Below are 18,884 nucleotides of genomic sequence, written 5' to 3' on the forward strand. Positions count from 1 at the left end.
CGAACTATGCAAGGAAGCAAACATTTACACGAGGCTTTTGGGTCTTATTTCAGCCCGCCAGCACGTCAGCCGAAAAAACGATCAACTGAATGCTCACGTGCTCCAACCCAGAGATCTCGGTGTCGGCTGCTAGGCTTTACGTTTATTGAGGTATTGGCGGTGCTTAGTATTGTTGCACTATCGACTTTGGGCGTTTTAGCGATGCGTGACTGGGCCACAAGTAATTCCCGGGTAGCGGAAGCGAAAGGACAAATTGCGGCTATTCAGTCTGGTGTACAACAATGGCGCCCGAGTAATGGTGTGTATACGGGAGTGTCGATACAGGCGTTAACGAGCGTCGCGTCATTGCCCATTTCTTGGGGAGACGGGAGCTCTATTAATCCCTGGGGTGGCGACGTGGAGGTGCGTGTAGATAACACCGATGCCACTCGCTACATCATTCGCTTCACGAACATTCGTGTACCGCAAGAAGGTCAGCGCTTACACCGGGATTTTGAGGTGATTGCAGAACACGTGAGTTTTGTTGGAAATGCATTTGAAGTGACCTTCCAAGGCTAAACCTAATGCGTGGCTTTAGCTTACTTGAACTCACGGTAGTGCTCGTTATGCTTGCTGCGGCTATGAGTTTATTTAAATGGCCATCACCGCACGGAAAGCAGGTATCTGACGATGTATTTATAGAAGAATGTGTCACGTCGGTTTATTCAATACAGCGGGCGCATCAAGAACATCTGATTTTCTCAGAGTCGAAGGAGTGGCCTTGTGACGATGTTGCGAACTAAAGGGTTCACCTTGCTCGAAAGCATATTGGTGATGGCGGTGGTGTCGTCGTTAGTTATGGGATTGATACAGCTTCAGCGCGGTATGCGTCAACAACAAAGCGTGATGATGGCCTCTCAGGACATGAATGCGTTAGTCACCGCCGTGTATCACTATCTGATGCAACACAAACCGACGGACTTAAGTACGCTAAGTCTATCGGATTTACAGGCGAGTGGTCTCTATCAGGGGCGCGAATCAAGTCCTTGGAACACGCCTTATGAACTTGTTCCTGAGTCTTCATTAATGGTTGTTCAAGTGGATCTGGGAAGTTCCCTAAGAGCTGAACGTTTAGCGGGACTGCTGGCCAATGCGCGTGTCGATGGTAGTCGAGTACAAAGTATCATTCCGGCGCCAATCCAGGACGTTGACGTGCGTGTAGCATTGCATCGCTATGCTGATCCTGATGCGCCAGAATTAAATCAAATGTTTACTCACTTAGATATGAATCAACATCGTATTGAAGATGTGTCTGGCGTGTATACAGCGTCGCTGGAGAGTCAATGGCTCGACACTGAGCATTTGGCGGTGGATGTTTTATATTCCAGTGTGATTCATAGCCAACACTTTGTTAGTCAATTTGCACAATTAGAGGAGATGACGACAAATACTGCAGAATTTGTGGAATTATGGGCGAACGAAGGGCGGTTTGATTATCTGGAAGTCGATACGTTATATGGCGGCTCAGCGAGTGCGATTCTCGCCGAACTATCCGCCAACGTTGTTTATGCCGACGCAGCGGTGCTTGATCGCTTGACCGTCACTGACCGCTTGACCAGTGCTCATGTGCATGCAACCGATGCCTATATCGCGCTGTTGCAAGGTGATCAGGCGAGCTTCGGACAAATTAATGCAGAGCAATTAACAACAAACGCCGGAACGAGTAAAACATTCAGCGTAAATAGCTTTACAGCTCATCAGCTGGATACGGAATCGTTAACTGTGCAGACCAATTTAACCGCTAATCGAGTCTATGCGGATTGGGTTTACGCTGCCGATGTTATGACACCGCACGGGTCTGTTTCACAATTAAATCAGCAGCTTGAACAGTACCATTTACTGTGGACGCAATGCGTTGCAGCGGGAGGGTGTAGATGACACGGTGCCGTAAGTTTGCTTCAGGACAGGCCACCATAGAAAGTATGGTGACCCTGTTTTTGTTTTTGTTACTAAGCGCAGCTGTGGTGCAGGTTCTATGGTTGTTTGCTATTCAGCAATTATCCCAAGCGGCTACGTTATATGCTGCTAAACATGGGGCGCGGGACCAGCTTCAAATGCTACCGATGCGCATGTCCTATGCCTATCGAATGCGGACAGTTCCTGGCGTGAATCCCTTGTGGGTGGCAATTGACCGAGTGTATCCAGAGGATGCACTGCTCACTCGTATGAGTACCGTAAATGAGCACGGGGAACGATTATTAACGGCAGGTTTTCATGGTCCCCGAATGAGCGAGCTGGATGAGGTTGAAAAAGAAGAATACCTTGATGTTCGCGTGCTCAGCTTGGCAATACGACTCTGTGTTGATTTGAAAGTCCCCTTGGTGGCCAATCTACTCAGCGCTGCGCAAACTCAGGTACGCGGTAAGGCCCCTTGTGCTTGGCTTGGGCAGACGCTCGTCGCACCATTTGAAATAGTCACACAGGCGACTGTCCCCATTGAGAGTGTGATTTTCATACAATAAAAAACCCGCTAAAAGCGGGTTTGGATTGAGATTGCGCAGTGCGATACCGGGAGCGGCGTTAACTTGGATCGTGAAACTCATTGCAGGCATATAAGGTATTCGCCATCAAGCAGGCGACAGTCATCGGACCTACGCCGCCAGGCACAGGAGTAATCCAAGAGGCCCGCTCTGATGCAGCAGTAAACTCCACATCGCCGCATAAACTGCCATCGCTGCGGCGGTTTATGCCAACATCGATGACAATAGCACCAGGCTTGACCCATTCGCCTGGAATAAAGGCGGGCTTACCCACGGCAACCACCAGAACATCTGCTTGGCGTACATGGTGTTCTAGATTTTTGGTAAACCGATGGCATACGGTTGTCGTTGCTCCCGCAAGCAGTAATTCTAAGCTCATGGGGCGACCGACAATATTAGATGCACCTACGATAACTGCGTGCATGCCATGTAAATCAACGCCGGTACTATTTAGTAAGTGAATCACACCATGTGGTGTACAAGGGCGCAGTAAAGGCATGCGCTGAGACAAGCGACCAATATTGTATGGGTGAAATCCGTCGACGTCTTTTTGCGGCGCAATGCGCTCCAAAATACGGGTGGCATCAAGGCCTGCAGGGAGCGGTAACTGAACGAGAATTCCATCGGTTTCCGGATCCTGATTAAGCTCATCAATCAGGGCTTCGAGAGTTTCTTGCTTGGTGGTGACAGGAAGGTCGTATGCTTTTGAAACAAATCCTACTTCATCGCAGGCCTTACGCTTGCTGCCTACATATACTTGCGACGCGGGATCTTGGCCCACCAGAACAACCGCAAGCCCCGGGGCGCGTTGGTGGCGTGCACGGCGTTCTTGTACACCCTGCTTTACTTTATCGCGAATTTGCTGGGCGATTCTCTTTCCATCAATCAGTTGTGCTTGGCTCGGGGAGGTCATAGTCTCGTTCCGGAAACAGTGAAGTGGCTGACTGGGTCCATATTGTCGCAGAAAATCAGCTGTTAGCACAATGAAATGCACGAACTTTGCCCGTATTTTCCGTTCTCTGCCTTAAAAATAGCCAGACAGTCAGGTATTCTCAAAAATTGTTTGACGATATGGTGTCAGATAGGTAATATTCGCCCCCGTTGTCGCCCAGACATTTTGTGCTGAGTGGCAACTGTCGGCGAGTAGCGCAGTTTGGTAGCGCACTTGGTTTGGGTCCAAGGGGTCGCAGGTTCAAATCCTGTCTCGCCGACCATTTTTTTCCCAGCGTTACCGCAGGAAGAACAGCGCGCCCGTAGCTCAGTTGGATAGAGCAGCGGCCTTCTAAGCCGTCGGTCGCAGGTTCGAATCCTGCCGGGCGTGCCAGGCTTGCAGGGATCTGGAGCAAACCAGACGAGGTTAGCGCAAGCACATTCAGTGGTGGGTGTAGCTCAGTTGGTAGAGCCCCGGATTGTGATTCCGGTTGTCGTGGGTTCGAGTCCCATCATCCACCCCATTTCTAACATCTTCATTTTCAGTACTGTCGGCGATTAGCGCAGTTTGGTAGCGCACTTGGTTTGGGTCCAAGGGGTCGCAGGTTCAAATCCTGCATCGCCGACCACTCTGTTTCTTTTAAATTCCCTAAAGCGTTCCGCTTTTCTGTACGCGACAATTCCTGTTGAACTATGTGAATTTCACATGCGTTTAGCCATGCCTATGATAAGCTGTGCTGAGTTATCTCAGTATGGGAACCGTTATGGTTGAACAACAGCTATTGCAACACGCTCGAACGCTTTCCGACCGCTTAGTGCAACTTCAGTCGCCCATTCGAATCCTTGATGCGATTAATTGGGATCGCAGTATTCGCGAGGAGTTTTTTGCCAATAAAGCGCAAAAGAACCCAGCGGTTGATCGCGACTATTATCAACGTAAACCTCTGGGCTTTGATCCGGTAGCCTTGCGGCACGAGTTAGCTGAGTTGCAGCGAGATATTACCCGCCAGTTAGGGCGCCTTAGCCCGATCGCGCAATTAATGAGCCGTGCCTGCCGGGAGTATCGCGATGTGGTGCGTATGTTGGAAGCCCGCGGCACGCCAGAATTTCACGAGTTATCCGTGGAGCTATTTGGGCATCCAGATGACGTGTTTCACGCCAATGAACCGTCGTTGGTAGAGCTGGCGCATATGCTTCAGGCGCCACTGGACTCATTGCTAGCGAGTGACGCATTGCCTGAAGAAAGTAAAAACATTGATGCGGCAGACGCGGTAAAGCAATTACAGTCGCAGCTCAATGCCAGTATGGGCGGAGTCGACGTACAAGTGATGTTATCCGACGGTATCGTGAGTGATGCGGCGGCGGGTAGTGACCGAATAAAGCTGAACCAGGATGTACGTTTTTCCCAACGGGAACTCGATATATTGGAGGTGCACGAAGGCTGGATTCACGTAGGAACCACGCAGAATGGATTACGCCAACCGTATTTAACCTGTTTGAGTAAAGGCACTCCCAGCGCGACTATTACCCAAGAGGGGATTGCTGTTCTCACGGAAGTCATCACCTTGCGTTCTACGCCACGTCGCCTGGCCAAATTGGTACAACGGATTCATGCGGTCGCGTTAGCTGCCGATGGCGCTGAATTTGTGGAAGTGTTTCGAAAGTGCAAAGAGCAAGGCATGCGTGAAGATGAAGCCTACACACTGACCCAGCGAGTCTTTCGTGGCAGTGTGCCCACGGGGAAGCCATTTACCAAAGATTTGGCCTATATTCGCGGCTTTGTGCTGGTATATAACTTGATTCGGGTTGCGGTGCAGCTCGGTAAAATTGATCGCTTGCCATTGCTACTTACCGGCAAGATAGCAGTAGATGATTTTCGTTTGATTTGCGAACTCTACGACAGCGGGGTGATTACGGCGCCGCATTATGTGCCGCCCCATTTTAAAGATTTACGCGGATTAGCGACTTGGTTAAGTGTAGGGCGGTTCTTGGGTGATTTTTCATTTACCCAGCTAGAAAACGATTATCGTCCGTTAATACCTTGAAGCGAAGCCCGCAACTGATTAACTGTATTTGAAACGAGAGCGCAGTATGAGTCAAAAATTGACCACAGAATATTCCCCGGAAACCCGATTGGCGCAAGCTTTGGGGTACGTGGATGATTCGACCCAAGGATTAGTTCCCCCTATTTATACGTCCACCACTTATTTGCGCGACGAGGACAACCAGTATCGATCTGGGCGAGTCTATTCTCGAGCGGATAATCCCACTTACTCCCCGGTTGAACGGGTGCTCATGAGCCTCGAGCAGGGTACCGATGCCTTATTGTTTTCTTCGGGGATGGCCGCAGCGACGGCAGTGTTTCAAGGATTGCCTGCGGGAAGTCATGTGATTGCGCCAACGGTGATGTACTGGGCTCTGCGCGCTTGGCTTCTGAATTGGGGTAGAGACTGGGGCCTGCGAGTTAGTTTCGTTGATACGTCAGATATTACCGCGATAGAAGCGGCGGTTATTCCTGGGGAAACCGCTCTTATATGGCTAGAGACGCCAGCGAACCCGCTTTGGGGTGTCTCGGATATCGCTGCCATTAGTGAACTTGCCCATCATCATGGCGCCAAAGTGGCGGTCGACTCAACTGTGGCCACGCCTCTATTGACGCAACCCTTGAGCTTGGGGGCGGACTATGTGATGCATTCGGCGACTAAGTATTTGAATGGTCACTCGGATGTGATTGCGGGCGCATTGATTACTCGCTCGGTTGACCCTATTTGGGAAAAAATCCGCATGGTTCGCAAGCAGGGCGGTGCGGTGTTGAGCCCTCATGATGCCAATCAATTATTGCGGGGCATGCGCACCATGCATTTGCGGGTACGTGAAAGTTGCCAGTCGGCCCAGTGGTTAGCCGAACAGTTGCAACAGTGCGCGGATGTAGCACAGGTGCTTTACCCTGGTCTTCCAGACTTCCCGGGCCATGCTATTGCGGCAAAGCAAATGCAGGGCGGTTTTGGAGGTATGTTATCTATTCGCTTGCAGGGGGGCGAACAGAGCGCGATTCAGACGGCAGCACGGACGCAGCTTTGGAAACGCGCAACCTCCCTCGGTGGTGTTGAAAGTTTAATTGAACACCGTGCGAGTATTGAAGGCCCAGATACACCGGTTCCTAGCGATCTATTACGCTTATCGGTGGGTATTGAACGGAAAGAAGAGCTGCTCGCCGATTTATTACAGGCGTTTGCAGCCGCGCAGTGAGTGGGTAAGACGATGAGTTACCCCATTCCTGCCGGTGAGCTAGAAATCACGCTGGACGTAAAGAAAAGTCGTTTTATCGCACGTGCCGCTTATGCGCCGAGCCGAGAGAAAGCCCTTGCAGTGGTTGCCGACATGCAACGTCGTTACCCGGATGCCGGGCATCATTGTTATGGCTTTTTAGTGGGCCATCCGCAGTCGGCAAGCAGTGGTGCCGCAAATGATGACGGCGAGCCCAGCGGAACCGCAGGAAAACCGATCTTAAACGTTATTCAGCATAAAGGTATTGGGGACGTCATCGTGGTTGTTAGTCGCTACTTTGGCGGTGTTAAACTCGGTGCTGGGGGCTTAGTTCGTGCATATTCGCAAGCGGCAGAACAGGTATTATCGGCGTTAAAAATAAGCGCGCACATTGCACAATCGCAAATCCTGGTAGCGTTGGATTTCTCCCAAGAGCAAAGCTTACGACATTGGCTTGCCAGTCATGATGGTGTGGTGAGTGGAGTAACCTATGGTGAGCAGGTGAGGCTGCAGGTCATTTTACCTAGTGCACAATTAGAGTGCTTACAGGCTTGGTGCGAGCAGTTTCATGCCACCTGGGAGCTCGACTGACCGCAAGCAAATGCATGCTAGCGGTCGGAGTTTTATTTCTCGTTGAGTAGTAGGTGTCGATTACTTAAGTCGACACGACAGATGTCGTTATCCGCATGTGAGAACGCATCTTTGTATGTGTGCTGCACAAATCGCGTTTCTCCAATCCCCAAACTTACCAGATCCGGCCAACTGTAATTAAAGCGCTCGTAATCCATGCAACCGAGGCGCGGGTGGAATCCGTAAATAGTGATATGTTGATCAACACTAACACGCTCAAAAAAGCGTGTTTCACGACGTAAATATTGATCACTATAGCGGGTTACAAAATCACGAATACCCGGCAGAATGTAGCTTTCCCATTGTAAAATTACGCTTTGATTAAGCGCTCCACCAGACCACGTAATGAGTGCCTCGGGATACACCTCGCGGACGGAAGCTGCGGTAAACAAATAATTGGCACAAAGACCTTCGCAGCGCTCACGGATACGCAGAGTGACTTGGTGCCGTTGCAATAAATAACCAATTTGCATGGCCGCCATGGGGTCACCAGACACACTATTAACAGCGAGAATTCTAGGCGGGTTGTCTTGCTCAAATAGTTCGCGCAAATGATTAAAGCTAGGTGTGTTCAGTGGTCCTGAGTAGTGAACCACGCCGTCGTCGACGTAGATATCAGCCAACCCCTCAGGTTCAACAGGGGTACTGCAACCGGTGATGAATAGTAAGGGAATAAGGCTCGCGGAAAGAACCGCGAGCCGACAACATTTACTTACCATCGAGACTCCATTTACCTGGACCTGCAGCGGCAAGGAATAGGAAGATAAAGCAGAATAACGCTGCTGGTTCTCCACCATTCATCATCGGCATAAACCAGCTGCCGTGCTCAAGGGCATGCCAGCCCCAGTATGCGATGGCCATCATGCCGGATGCCAAAAACGCAGCTATCCGCGTTTGGAATCCGATAAGTACGAGTACCCCAAGAATGATTTCTAGGATACCAACGGCACCAAAAAACGACATCAATGGAAGTTCTGCGAACATATCTACCGCTGGCCATTTGAATATTTTAGCCGTGCCGTGGAGTAAGAACATCCAGGCAGTGGTGATACGCAAAATTGCAGTGATTTCGCCTTGATAGGCAGCGAGTTTCTTGAGTGGGTTTGACATGTAGCTCTTCCTCACATTTTGTTTGTAGTTTTACAGCAAAGGAAGTGCACCGGATACGGCGCAGATGCACCACCACACATTAAAACACTTTAACGGAAAAAACAGCTATTTATTTTCGATGCGTGGAAAGACCTGATTTCGGCCATCTCGTTTCGCCTGACCCAGATTATTTTCCGCTTCAGAAATTGCATCATCGGCGGTTAACTTGTCGGTCACTTCAGCAATCCCGGCACTCATCGATACGAACCCCTGGGGTGAATCCTTGTGTTCGATGGCCAGTTCATTGAGTAACTGCAAAAAGCTCGCGACTCGTTTTTTCGCCATGGTGTATTCAACATGCGGGATTAAAACTGAAAACCGAGCACCGTCGTACCGGCTCACTAATTCCCCATGACGACGAAAATGCGATTGCAGAATGTCGGCTATACGGCGCAATAGACCGTCACCAGCCTGCAGCCCATAGTGGTCGTTATATTTGCGGAAATGGTCGATATCAAACATGGCCACTGTGAGGGCAAAATCTTGTCGGCGTGAGCGCGAAATTTCTTCTTCCAAACGCTCGGAGAATTGACGGCGGTTGGCTAATCCAGTTAAACCGTCGCGCAACGCTAATTCTCGGAGAGCATCGTTTGCTGCGATTAATTGCTGTTGCGAGGTGTGCAAGGACTGATAAAAACGTTGGCTTTGAATCGCGTTGGCAATCATTTCGCCAACCAGTTTGAAGCGGCGAATATCGGCTTCCGACCAATGTCGCTCGCGAGCAACCATGTCGCATCCGACGAACCCGATCATTTCATTGGCGGCATACATGGCAACACAGAGCATCGAGCGAATGTCTTCGCGTTCGAATTCAGCGCGCTCGGCAGCACCTTCTTCGGGTATCTTCGAGGTGTCATGAATAACAAATAGACCTTCTTCTTGAATTCGCTCGAAGAACCAAGGAAGACCTTCAGACGGAACATTCTGTAAGTCATCGACGTGACTGGTGATACCTTCGCGGACCCACTCGTGGGTGTTGCTCATGGCTGACATATCGTATTCGAATAAAAATACGTAGGTGCGATCTGACTGGCAAAACTCCCCGAGCGCGGCAAGTGCTTGCTGAATATGCTGTTCCGCTTCGTCGCCTTGGGCATTTATGAGCTTAGTTGATAATTCCGAAATGAGCTTATCGAAGGAAATTAAGTCACGCAGCGAAATCTCGGAGGTCAGTAAATCGGCATGTTGCCCCTGATGGCGGAACAGCCGATGATCGCGAGGTTGAATAGTAACGAGAAAGCCTGTGCCTTCTTTCATGTGTACCGACGCACTTTGTACATTTAATGGCAGACCGTTGAAAATAAGGTCGCGACGCTCAACGTGGTCACCGCTGAGTCCGGCAATAATCGGCGACATTAGCGGGGATACTTCGCGAGGCAAACTGATCAATTCCCGATCAACAGTGAACGCAAGGTGCTCGAGTTGATTGGCAATATCCCCATCATCGAAGAGGCCAAACATCTCTAATGCAGTTTGGTTTGCATGCACCACCGGTGAGGACTGTGCGTTGCTAGCAGGAATGGTGTAGAACACCGCCAAAGGCAATGCATCTAAAACCGCGATCAGTTCAGCGGAATTGGGTAATTGACGCCCCATAAATGAACCTTGTTCCAAGAGAGAAGTAGAAAGAATCGTTATTATTATGTTGCAAAAGAGTGCTGATTTATCGCGTGAATGTCAATGCTGCGCCGCGTGGTAAATGTCAAAAACTCTATACAGACGTGTATTTCTTGTGGAATTATTGGGCGCTCACGCTCGACTCATGGGGTTGTGATCGTTATAATGTCGCGTCATTTTTTCAAGAAGTGCCGATTTTAACGAGTTCATGATTAGAACTGGGCGTTTCAGAAAAAGCGTGGGTGAGTGCTGCGAGTATGGGCACCCCAGATTTTGGAGCAGCCGCAATGATGTGAGCTGCGGTAATACGAACATGCACCATTAAGTGATGCTGAGGTAACAACGCAATGCAGGTTTCTGTAGAAGCAACTGAAGGTTTAGAGCGCCGGATTACCATCACGATTCCGGCTGAGAAGATTGATACTGCGGTGAAAACGCAGATTCAACAAAAGGCACGTACTGTACGCATGGACGGTTTCCGTCCTGGAAAAGTACCAGTGCGCCTAGTCGCCAAGCGTTTTGGTCCTGAGATTCGCCAAGACGTGGTGATGGAGCAAATTCAGCGTCATTACATCGAAGCGTTAATTCAAGAGAAAATTAACCCAGCGGGTTCACCTCGCTTCGAAGCTAAAGTCGACGAAGAAGGCAAAGATTTAGAGTTTGTTGCAACGATCGAAATCTACCCAGAAATCGAATTAAAAGATTTGGATAAAGTGAAGGTTGAAAAGCCCGTTGCTGAAGTCACTGATAAAGACGTCGACAACATGCTTGAAACATTACGCAAGCAGCACGCAACCTTTAAAGAAGTAAAGCGTGGCGCGAAAGACGGCGATAAAGTTACCATGGATTTCCTCGGCCGTGTTGACGGCGAAGAATTCCAAGGTGGCAAAGCTGAAAATTTCGAATTGGAAATGGGCCAAGGCCGCATGATTCCAGGTTTTGAAGATGGCGTGAAAGGCTTGAAAGCCGGCGCTGAGAAAACCATCGAAGTGACCTTCCCTGAAGAGTATCATGCAGAAAACTTGAAAGGTAAGCCGGCTGAATTCGATTTAGTGATCAAGAAAGTTGAAGCGCCTGAATTGCCTGAATTGAATGATGAGTTTGCAAGCCAATTCGGTATTGGTGATGGCGGTATCGATGCCCTGCGTGCCGAAGTTCGCAAAAATATGGAGCGTGAGCTCAAAGGTGCCATTAAAAACAAGGTGAAGCAGCAGGTAATCAAAGGGTTACTGGCCGCTAATACAGATGTTCCTGTTCCTGCCGCCATGCGTGAACAAGAAATTAATGTATTGCGTCAGCAAGCGATGCAACGGTTTGGTGGCAACGCTAAGAACATGCCTGAATTACCAGCCGACTTGTTTACTGAGCAAGCGGATGAGCGCGTAAAGGTGGGCTTGTTACTTGGCCAGGTAATTCGTGACAATGAAATTAAAGTAGACGACGCGCGGGTTGAAGAAATGATTAACTCAACCGCTTCTGCCTATGAAGATCCGCAAGAAGTTGTGGCTTACTACAAGTCAAACAACGAAGCATTACAACAAGTACAGAACGTTGTTCTGGAAGATCAGGCCATTGATCTGGTGCTTGAAAAGTCAAAAGTGACAGAGAAAACGTTGTCTTTTGATCAAGTGATGAACCCTGAAGGCAAATAAGCGTTTGCTGATTTTCTCAGGAATTGGTTTAATGGCTCGGGTGGAAACATCCGAGCCATTTTTTTTCTAGGAGAGTAGTGCATGATGCGAGATTCAGTGCCGGACCCCATGGCAGCCTTAGTACCCATGGTGATTGAACAGACTGCGAAAGGCGAGCGTTCATTTGATATTTATTCGCGGTTACTCAAAGAAGGCATCATCTTTTTATGCGGGCCTGTTGAAGAACAGATGGCCAACCTCATTGTGGCGCAAATGTTATTTTTGGAATCAGAAAATCCAGAAAAGGACATCTATCTGTATATCAATTCACCCGGTGGCTCTGTCACCGCAGGCATGGCCATTTATGATACGATGCAGTTTATCCGCAACGATGTCTCAACCATTTGTATTGGTCAGGCAGCAAGTATGGGCGCGTTTCTACTCGCCAGTGGTGCTAAAGACAAACGTTTTTGTTTACCAAATTCGCGAGTCATGATTCATCAGCCGTTGGGCGGTTTTCAAGGGCAGGCATCAGACATAGAGATCCATGCCAAAGAAATATTGTATATTAAAGATAAGCTCAATCGTTTGTTAGCCGAGCATACCGGCCAAGATATTGAGCGCGTTGCCCAAGACACGGATCGCGACAACTTTATGAGCGCTGAAACAGCGGTGAAGTACGGTTTGGTTGATAAAGTGTTAGAAAAGCGGCAGCAACAGAAGAAATAAGTAGACTGGTTATTCTGGTCTACAGGAACGTCCGGAGAAGTAAATGACTGATTCAACAACCGGTAGTGGTAAAGGTTCGAAGTCGCTGTATTGTACTTTTTGTGGCAAAAGCCAACATGAAGTGAAAAAGCTGATTGCAGGACCATCCGTATTCATCTGTGATGAATGTGTTGATCTGTGTAACGATATTTTGCGCGAAGAAATTAAAAACATCGCGCCAAAGAGCAGTGAAGATAAACTACCGACGCCGAAAGAGATTCGGCAGCACCTTGATGATTACGTAATTGGTCAAGACCGCGCCAAACGCGTGCTTGCGGTTGCGGTATACAATCATTACAAGCGTTTACGCAATGCCGGCGTACAAGACGACATTGAACTAGGTAAGAGTAACATTCTGTTAATTGGCCCTACAGGTAGCGGTAAAACTCTGCTTGCGGAAACCCTTGCGCGGTTTCTAGATGTGCCTTTTACCATGGCGGATGCCACCACATTAACGGAAGCCGGTTATGTGGGTGAAGATGTTGAGAATATTATTCAGAAATTACTACAGAAGTGTGATTACGACGCGGCAAAAGCAGAGCGCGGCATTGTTTATATTGATGAGATCGATAAGATCTCACGTAAATCAGACAATCCGTCGATCACACGTGACGTAAGCGGTGAGGGTGTTCAGCAAGCACTTCTGAAATTGATTGAAGGAACGGTGGCTTCTGTACCTCCACAAGGTGGACGTAAGCATCCGCAGCAAGAGTTCGTGCAAGTCGACACGTCAAAAATCTTGTTTGTGTGCGGTGGTGCTTTTGCCGGATTGGAAAAAGTCATTGAACAGCGCTTAGCGACAGGCACCGGGATTGGTTTTGGTGCTGAAGTGAAGAGCAAAAATGAGAAACAGCAGATTGACCTACTCACGCAAGTGGAGCCAGAAGATCTCGTAAAATACGGTTTGATCCCTGAGTTTATTGGGCGTCTACCTGTTGTTGCCAGTCTGACTGAACTAGATGAAGATGCTCTCGTGCAAATTCTCAGCGAGCCGAAAAATGCACTCACGAAGCAATATGGTGCATTGTTAGGTATGGAGAAAGTTGATCTGGAGTTCCGTGAGGATGCATTGCGCGCTATTGCTCGTAAAGCGATGCAGCGGAAAACCGGCGCGCGCGGACTGCGCTCGATCGTTGAAGATGTATTGCTAGGTACTATGTACGAGCTTCCATCGATGACGAACGTTAGCAAAGTGGTGATCGATGAATCTGTGATCAAAGGAGATTCCGATCCCATTCTCATCTATGAAAATAGCCAGGATGCCCAAGCATCTGGCGAATAAATCGACAATCAAGGGGCCGCTCGGCCCCTTTTTCATAAAAGCCATTGAACTTTCTCAGTTAAGCCGCATATTAGAGAGTAAGATAACGTATTCGGATGATGATTATGGACGCAGAAATGACAGAATCGAGCGGTAAACGTCAGGGGATGCCAGTGCTTCCACTGCGGGATGTTGTAGTGTACCCGCATATGGTGATTCCTTTGTTTGTAGGGCGTGAGAAATCAATTCGCTGCCTTGATGCAGCCATGGACGACAATAAAGAAATTTTTCTGGTGGCCCAGAAAGACGCCGGCGTAGAAGAACCCGAATCAGAAGATATTTATGAAGTGGGCGCCATTGCGACCATTTTGCAACTACTGAAACTCCCCGACGGCACCGTTAAAGTGCTTGTTGAAGGAACACGCAGAGCGCGCGTGACACAATGGAATCCAGACGGTGATTTTTTCCGAGCCGATGTAGAAGAATTGGTGTGCGAGCAAATCGACGAGCGAGAAGAAGAAATTCTCGTGCGTTCGGCGTTGAATCAATTTGAAGGCTACGTAAAGCTCAATAAAAAGACGCCTCCGGAAGTGTTAACGTCACTCAATGGCATCGACGATGCGGATCGACTAGCTGATACGATGGCTGCTCACATGCCATTGAAATTGAACGATAAGCAACGGGTTTTGGAAATTGTCAGCGTACAAGATCGTCTTGAGCATTTGATGGCGCTGATGGAAGGCGAGATCGATATTTTGCAGGTTGAACGTAAAATTCGGAATCGTGTGAAGCAACAGATGGAGAAAAGCCAGCGCGAGTATTATCTGAATGAGCAAATGAAAGCGATTCAGAAAGAGCTCGGTGAAGGCGAAGACGGTGTTGACGAGTTTGAAGCGCTATCAAAGAAAATTGAAGCGGCACAAATGCCGAAAGAAGCCTTAGATAAAACTAAGGCCGAGTTACAGAAGCTACGAATGATGTCGCCAATGTCGGCGGAAGCAACAGTCGTGCGCAGCTATATCGATTGGATGACTGGTGTACCTTGGTTTAAGAAGTCGCGGGTGAAAAAGAGCCTTACCGATGCCGAGGCGATTCTCAACGCCGATCATTATGGGTTAGAAAAGGTTAAAGAGCGCATTCTTGATTACCTTGCGGTGCAACAGCGCAGCAAAAAGGTACGCGGTCCTATTCTATGTCTCGTTGGTCCACCGGGTGTGGGTAAAACCTCGCTCGGGCAATCTATTGCCAAGGCAACTGGCCGCAAATATGTGCGCATGGCGCTTGGTGGCGTGCGTGATGAAGCCGAAATCCGTGGGCACCGCCGCACCTATATTGGCTCAATGCCAGGCAAGTTGATGCAGAAAATGGCCAAAGTCGGAGTGCGGAATCCTCTATTCTTGCTCGACGAAATCGACAAAATGTCGTCGGATATGCGTGGTGATCCATCATCGGCGCTGCTTGAAGTACTCGACCCCGAGCAAAACAGTACCTTCAACGACCATTACCTCGAAGTTGATTACGACTTGTCGGATGTAATGTTCGTTGCAACGTCGAATAGCATGAATATTCCAGCGCCGTTACTGGACCGAATGGAAGTGATTCGTTTATCGGGCTACACCGAAGATGAAAAACTAAACATTGCTAAGCAACACTTGCTGAACAAGCAAATGGAGCGCAATGGGTTACGTAAAGGCGAGGTGGATATCGCCGACGACGCGATTCTTGGCATTATTCGTTATTACACGCGAGAAGCGGGTGTGCGGAACTTAGAACGTGAAATTTCCACGCTCTGTCGGAAATCGGTACGTCGTATTTTGCTCGATAAGAAGTTGAAGAAAGTTAAAATCACCGAGAAGAACCTCGAAGATTTTCTTGGTGTTCGCCGATTCGATTTTGGCAAAGCCGAAGAAGAAAACCAAATTGGTCAAGTGACCGGTTTGGCGTGGACACAGGTGGGTGGTGATCTATTGACGATCGAGGCCACCAGCGTGCCCGGGAAGGGGAAGGTGGCCTGCACCGGCTCCCTAGGTGATGTGATGAAGGAATCTATCAGTACGGCGATGACCGTTGTGCGCAGTCGCGCAGAGAAATTGGGTATCGCGGACGATTTCCACGAGAAGCGAGATGTACATGTGCATGTTCCAGAAGGGGCGACTCCGAAGGATGGACCAAGTGCAGGTATCGCTATGGTCACTGCATTAGTTTCCTCGTTAACGGGAAATCCGGTGCGTGCTGATGTTGCCATGACAGGTGAAATTACCCTGCGTGGTGAGGTGTTAGCCATCGGTGGATTGAAAGAAAAATTACTTGCAGCACACCGTGGTGGCATCAAACGAGTGCTTATTCCGAAAGAAAATGAGCGCGATCTCAAGGAAATTTCAGATAATGTGAAGGCAGATCTGGAAATTTTCCCTGTTCAGTGGATAGATGACGTGCTTACTTTTGCTTTGGCAGAAAAACCATATAAGCCTCAGAAAAATAAGAAGAAAACGTCAAAAAAATAGCTATTCATTAGGTGGTTTTTTAGGCGGAATGAAGAAAATTTGTTAAATTTTACAGAAAAAGGCTTTTCATCCGAAATCACTGTGATAGCCTAAGCAAAGTCGCCCACGCCTTTATGCTGTAAGGCATGCAGGGAAAATGGGTGTCTCAAAATGAGCATCAGGGATGCTTGAACTAATGGTATAAGCTTGTTATAAACTTTGCTGGCCCATTGAAACTACATGGAACAATGGAACCACGGAACTCCATAATAACAATCTAAGGGGATGATACTGTGAACAAGTCTCAGCTTATTGACAAAATCGCAGCAGACGCAGAACTTTCAAAGGCAGCTGCCGGTCGCGCTCTTGACTCTTTTATCAGCGCAGTAACAGATGCACTGAAGAAGGACGACCAAGTTGCACTGGTAGGTTTCGGTACGTTTACCGTTCGTGAGCGTTCAGCTCGCACCGGTCGTAACCCGCAAACTGGCCAGACTATTCAGATTTCAGCTGCAAAAGTACCAGCCTTCAAAGCGGGTAAAGCACTGAAAGACGCGGTAAACTAAAGTAGTAACCCATTCTGACACGCCGCGATATTGTGTTATAATCCGCGGCGCGATGACTGCAAGAAGCGCATCGCCTGATGCGCTTTTTTCATGTCAAGGGTTTACATAACTGCGGTTAGTGTTGAAAAGAGATAAACCATGCTCGATAGGATTCGTGAAGGGTCACAGGGGCCAATAGTAAGGGTCATCCTGTTTCTAATAATAGTTGCATTCGCATTTACTGGTGTTAGCGCGTATTTAGGCGGCGGTGCCTCCGATTACGTGGCAAAAGTAAATGATCAAGAAATCACTCGCGCAGCGTTCGAGCGCCAGTATCAAAATCAACGCTCAATGATGGAGCAACAGTTTGGCGATATGTTCAACCTGTTAGCTGCTGACGAGAACTATATGCGGCAAATGCGTCGTGATGTTCTGGAGCAAATGATTGAAGAACAACTGGCAATAGAACTCGCTGGCAAAATTGGTATTAAACAATCGAGCCAAGTGCTGCGAGAACAGATCCGACAAATGCCTGAATTTCAGGTCGGCGGCCAGTTCGACAACAACCTTTATTTACGCTTACTTAATAACGCGGGCTATACACCTGAAATGTTCCGCGATTATCTGCAAGCGGAAATGAGCCGCATTATGATGCTGCAAGGCGTGTTGGGTTCTGAATTTGCTCTGCCTCATGAAATTGAGCGTATGCAGATGCTGCAAAATGAGCGCCGCTCAGGCCGCTTTGCAACGATTTCAGTAGAGCGGTTCGCCGATCAAGTTGAGGTGACCGACGAAGCGGTTGAGAACTTCTACTTTGATAATCAAGAGCAGTTCCGTCAGGAAGAGCGTATCCGCTTAGCCTACGTTGCGCTTGATTTTAACGATGTAGTCGCCACGATCGACGTGAGCGATAGCGAAGTTCGTGCCTACTACGACGATAACCCTGCGGTGTTTGCGTCAGAAGAACTGCGCTCGATTGCGCATATCTTGGTTGAATTCGGTGATGATGAAGACGCGGCGTATGCGCGGATTCAAGGGATTCAAGCGCGTTTAGAGGAAGGTGAAGACTTTGCCGACCTAGCGGCGGCGGAATCTGATGATATGTTCAGCGGCGAAGATGGTGGTGAATTAGGACGGTTAGAGCGTGACAGCTTCGATCCTGATCTTGAAGATGCGGGTTTTGCCCTTGCTGAAGAAGGGGATGTTTCTGGTATTGTTCGCTCTGAATTCGGCTTCCACTTAGTAAAGCTCACTGAACTGGTCCCTGCGGAAACAACCTCATTTGCTGATGTTGAAGCGGATATTCGCCGCAACATTGCGCAAGCAGAGGCGGAACGTGTGTATTTCGAACTGCAGCAACAGTTGGCACGATTGACCTTTGAGTATCCAGATACCCTTGAGGTGGCTGCAGAAGAGCTTGGTTTAACGATTCAAACGTCTCCGTGGATCCGTCGCGCACAAGCGCCGGAAGGCTACGACGACCCACGCCTACTTGCCGAAGCGTTTTCGGACGATGTACGTGAGTTGGACATGAATAGTGAACTGGTAGAGCTTGACCGCCGCTCATTAGTGGTGCGTGCAGATGACTATGAATCAGCGCGTATCCGTGACCTCGCTGAAGTGCGTAATGATATATATGCGTACCTAGCTGAGCAGCAAGCTGAGCGTTTAGCCAAAGAATATGCGGAAAGCTTATTGGCGCAGCTCCAAGCAGGTGAAGCGATCACTGACGAGAACGTCGCGTTCCGGGCAATTGAAGCAGCCCCACGCTTTGGTGGTGAACTGCCTGGTGCGGTGCGTCAACAGCTCTTCCGTATGGCGCATTCAGACAGCGCGACATATGCAGCGGTGACCTTAGCAAATGGTGACGCAGCTATCATTGAGCTCACGCACGTGATGCCTGGCGTTCCTGATGCAGCTGAACAGCAACGTTTTGGTCGTCAGATTGAAGGACAACGTTCTGAGCTAGCCTATCAGGCGCTGATGGAAGGTCTGAAATCAAAAGCGAAGATTGAACGTCGCCTCTAAAATTAACGCGATGAATGTAAAAAAGCCGAGCGAGGGTGTTTCCCAGCTCGGCTTTT

Annotated in this window: 17 protein-coding genes and 4 tRNA genes; 17 read left to right on the forward strand and 4 right to left on the reverse strand. The window is 48.9% G+C overall.

The features are described 5' to 3' along the window. Positions 1 to 6: 6 nt before the first annotated feature. Genes FM042_RS00285 through FM042_RS00300 form a run of 4 tightly spaced genes read left to right on the forward strand, consistent with a single transcriptional unit; the run spans position 7 to position 2,501 of the window. Complete coding sequence (locus FM042_RS00285) at positions 7 to 558, forward strand: type II secretion system protein (RefSeq protein WP_232366310.1); 552 nt, start codon at positions 7 to 9, stop codon at positions 556 to 558. Between the two features lie 5 nt (positions 559 to 563). Further along, entirely contained in the window at positions 564 to 782 is a 219-nt protein-coding gene (locus tag FM042_RS00290) for a type II secretion system protein (protein WP_143233772.1), read from the forward strand. Next, on the forward strand, positions 769 to 1,917 hold the full coding sequence (locus FM042_RS00295; RefSeq protein WP_143233773.1) for a type II secretion system protein: 1,149 nt from the start codon (positions 769 to 771) through the stop codon (positions 1,915 to 1,917). Before FM042_RS00290 ends, FM042_RS00295 begins: the two co-directional genes overlap by 14 nt. Beyond that, positions 1,914 to 2,501: a hypothetical protein gene (locus tag FM042_RS00300; protein ID WP_143233774.1), complete on the forward strand. Its 588-nt coding sequence runs from the start codon at positions 1,914 to 1,916 to the stop codon at positions 2,499 to 2,501. Before FM042_RS00295 ends, FM042_RS00300 begins: the two co-directional genes overlap by 4 nt. Before the next feature lie 58 nt (positions 2,502 to 2,559). Here the strand turns inward: FM042_RS00300 and folD are convergent, their stop codons facing one another. Then, complete coding sequence (gene folD, locus FM042_RS00305) at positions 2,560 to 3,432, reverse strand: bifunctional methylenetetrahydrofolate dehydrogenase/methenyltetrahydrofolate cyclohydrolase FolD (protein ID WP_143233775.1); 873 nt, start codon at positions 3,430 to 3,432, stop codon at positions 2,560 to 2,562. Positions 3,433 to 3,656: 224 nt separating this feature from the next. Here folD and FM042_RS00310 point away from each other — a divergent pair. From FM042_RS00310 to FM042_RS00340, 7 genes are all read left to right on the forward strand, one after another. Beyond that, a tRNA-Pro gene (locus tag FM042_RS00310) sits at positions 3,657 to 3,733 on the forward strand. Between the two features lie 33 nt (positions 3,734 to 3,766). After that, positions 3,767 to 3,843 (forward strand) — tRNA-Arg (locus FM042_RS00315). A gap of 54 nt (positions 3,844 to 3,897) precedes the next feature. Beyond that, positions 3,898 to 3,973, forward strand: a tRNA-His gene (locus FM042_RS00320). A 28-nt stretch (positions 3,974 to 4,001) separates the two neighbouring features. After that, positions 4,002 to 4,078 (forward strand) — tRNA-Pro (locus FM042_RS00325). 135 nt (positions 4,079 to 4,213) lie between these two features. After that, positions 4,214 to 5,494 (forward strand): flavohemoglobin expression-modulating QEGLA motif protein, encoded by a 1,281-nt coding sequence (locus FM042_RS00330; RefSeq protein WP_143233776.1) that lies wholly within the window; start codon positions 4,214 to 4,216, stop codon positions 5,492 to 5,494. Between the two features lie 46 nt (positions 5,495 to 5,540). Then, positions 5,541 to 6,698, forward strand: a complete 1,158-nt coding sequence (locus FM042_RS00335) for a trans-sulfuration enzyme family protein (RefSeq protein WP_143233777.1) — start codon at positions 5,541 to 5,543, stop codon at positions 6,696 to 6,698. A gap of 12 nt (positions 6,699 to 6,710) precedes the next feature. Then, entirely contained in the window at positions 6,711 to 7,307 is a 597-nt protein-coding gene (locus FM042_RS00340; RefSeq protein ID WP_143233778.1) for an IMPACT family protein, read from the forward strand. A 32-nt stretch (positions 7,308 to 7,339) separates the two neighbouring features. On the opposite strand, the gene FM042_RS00345 is transcribed toward FM042_RS00340, so the two are convergent. The 3 genes from FM042_RS00345 to FM042_RS00355 all read right to left on the reverse strand — a co-directional run bounded on the left by FM042_RS00345 (position 7,340) and on the right by FM042_RS00355 (position 10,091). Further along, the gene (locus FM042_RS00345) at positions 7,340 to 8,065 is read right to left on the reverse strand and encodes a hypothetical protein (protein ID WP_143233779.1); all 726 of its coding nucleotides are present in this window, start codon (positions 8,063 to 8,065) and stop codon (positions 7,340 to 7,342) included. After that, a complete protein-coding gene (locus tag FM042_RS00350; RefSeq protein ID WP_143233780.1) occupies positions 8,055 to 8,456 on the reverse strand; it encodes a DoxX family protein in 402 nt (133 codons plus the stop codon). Before FM042_RS00350 ends, FM042_RS00345 begins: the two co-directional genes overlap by 11 nt. 105 nt (positions 8,457 to 8,561) lie before the next feature. After that, entirely contained in the window at positions 8,562 to 10,091 is a 1,530-nt protein-coding gene (locus FM042_RS00355; RefSeq protein WP_143233781.1) for a GGDEF domain-containing protein, read from the reverse strand. Between the two features lie 368 nt (positions 10,092 to 10,459). Here FM042_RS00355 and tig point away from each other — a divergent pair, with 368 nt between their 5' ends. The 6 genes from tig (at position 10,460) to FM042_RS00385 (ending at position 18,828) form a co-directional block, all read left to right on the forward strand. Then, positions 10,460 to 11,764 (forward strand): trigger factor, encoded by a 1,305-nt coding sequence (tig, locus tag FM042_RS00360; RefSeq protein ID WP_143233782.1) that lies wholly within the window; start codon positions 10,460 to 10,462, stop codon positions 11,762 to 11,764. 84 nt (positions 11,765 to 11,848) lie between these two features. Next, the gene (gene clpP, locus FM042_RS00365; RefSeq protein WP_143235546.1) at positions 11,849 to 12,472 is read left to right on the forward strand and encodes an ATP-dependent Clp endopeptidase proteolytic subunit ClpP; all 624 of its coding nucleotides are present in this window, start codon (positions 11,849 to 11,851) and stop codon (positions 12,470 to 12,472) included. Between the two features lie 43 nt (positions 12,473 to 12,515). Beyond that, a complete protein-coding gene (clpX, locus tag FM042_RS00370) occupies positions 12,516 to 13,793 on the forward strand; it encodes an ATP-dependent protease ATP-binding subunit ClpX (protein ID WP_143233783.1) in 1,278 nt (425 codons plus the stop codon). A gap of 116 nt (positions 13,794 to 13,909) precedes the next feature. Next, a complete protein-coding gene (gene lon, locus FM042_RS00375; RefSeq protein ID WP_143233784.1) occupies positions 13,910 to 16,276 on the forward strand; it encodes an endopeptidase La in 2,367 nt (788 codons plus the stop codon). Between the two features lie 272 nt (positions 16,277 to 16,548). Next, positions 16,549 to 16,821, forward strand: a complete 273-nt coding sequence (hupB, locus tag FM042_RS00380; protein WP_143233785.1) for a nucleoid-associated protein HU-beta — start codon at positions 16,549 to 16,551, stop codon at positions 16,819 to 16,821. 138 nt (positions 16,822 to 16,959) lie between these two features. Further along, positions 16,960 to 18,828, forward strand: coding sequence for a SurA N-terminal domain-containing protein (locus tag FM042_RS00385; protein WP_143233786.1), 1,869 nt, complete (start codon positions 16,960 to 16,962; stop codon positions 18,826 to 18,828). Positions 18,829 to 18,884: the final 56 nt, after the last annotated feature.

The organism is Aliidiomarina halalkaliphila (genome assembly GCF_007096385.1).
GTDB lineage: Bacteria > Pseudomonadota > Gammaproteobacteria > Enterobacterales > Alteromonadaceae > Aliidiomarina > Aliidiomarina halalkaliphila.

Bases quoted from the DNA above. Each gene is read 5' to 3' on its own strand.
- FM042_RS00345 (WP_143233779.1), bottom strand. From the start codon at position 8,065: ATGGTAAGTAAATGTTGTCGGCTCGCGGTTCTTTCCGCGAGCCTTATT.
- FM042_RS00295 (WP_143233773.1), top strand. From the start codon at position 769: ATGTTGCGAACTAAAGGGTTCACCTTGCTCGAAAGCATATTGGTGATG.
- folD (WP_143233775.1), bottom strand. From the start codon at position 3,432: ATGACCTCCCCGAGCCAAGCACAACTGATTGATGGAAAGAGAATCGCC.
- clpX (WP_143233783.1), top strand. From the start codon at position 12,516: ATGACTGATTCAACAACCGGTAGTGGTAAAGGTTCGAAGTCGCTGTAT.
- FM042_RS00290 (WP_143233772.1), top strand. From the start codon at position 564: ATGCGTGGCTTTAGCTTACTTGAACTCACGGTAGTGCTCGTTATGCTT.
- lon (WP_143233784.1), top strand. From the start codon at position 13,910: ATGACAGAATCGAGCGGTAAACGTCAGGGGATGCCAGTGCTTCCACTG.
- FM042_RS00350 (WP_143233780.1), bottom strand. From the start codon at position 8,456: ATGTCAAACCCACTCAAGAAACTCGCTGCCTATCAAGGCGAAATCACT.
- FM042_RS00385 (WP_143233786.1), top strand. From the start codon at position 16,960: ATGCTCGATAGGATTCGTGAAGGGTCACAGGGGCCAATAGTAAGGGTC.
- FM042_RS00340 (WP_143233778.1), top strand. From the start codon at position 6,711: ATGAGTTACCCCATTCCTGCCGGTGAGCTAGAAATCACGCTGGACGTA.
- FM042_RS00330 (WP_143233776.1), top strand. From the start codon at position 4,214: ATGGTTGAACAACAGCTATTGCAACACGCTCGAACGCTTTCCGACCGC.
- clpP (WP_143235546.1), top strand. From the start codon at position 11,849: ATGCGAGATTCAGTGCCGGACCCCATGGCAGCCTTAGTACCCATGGTG.
- FM042_RS00285 (WP_232366310.1), top strand. From the start codon at position 7: ATGCAAGGAAGCAAACATTTACACGAGGCTTTTGGGTCTTATTTCAGC.
- FM042_RS00300 (WP_143233774.1), top strand. From the start codon at position 1,914: ATGACACGGTGCCGTAAGTTTGCTTCAGGACAGGCCACCATAGAAAGT.
- FM042_RS00335 (WP_143233777.1), top strand. From the start codon at position 5,541: ATGAGTCAAAAATTGACCACAGAATATTCCCCGGAAACCCGATTGGCG.
- FM042_RS00355 (WP_143233781.1), bottom strand. From the start codon at position 10,091: ATGGGGCGTCAATTACCCAATTCCGCTGAACTGATCGCGGTTTTAGAT.
- tig (WP_143233782.1), top strand. From the start codon at position 10,460: ATGCAGGTTTCTGTAGAAGCAACTGAAGGTTTAGAGCGCCGGATTACC.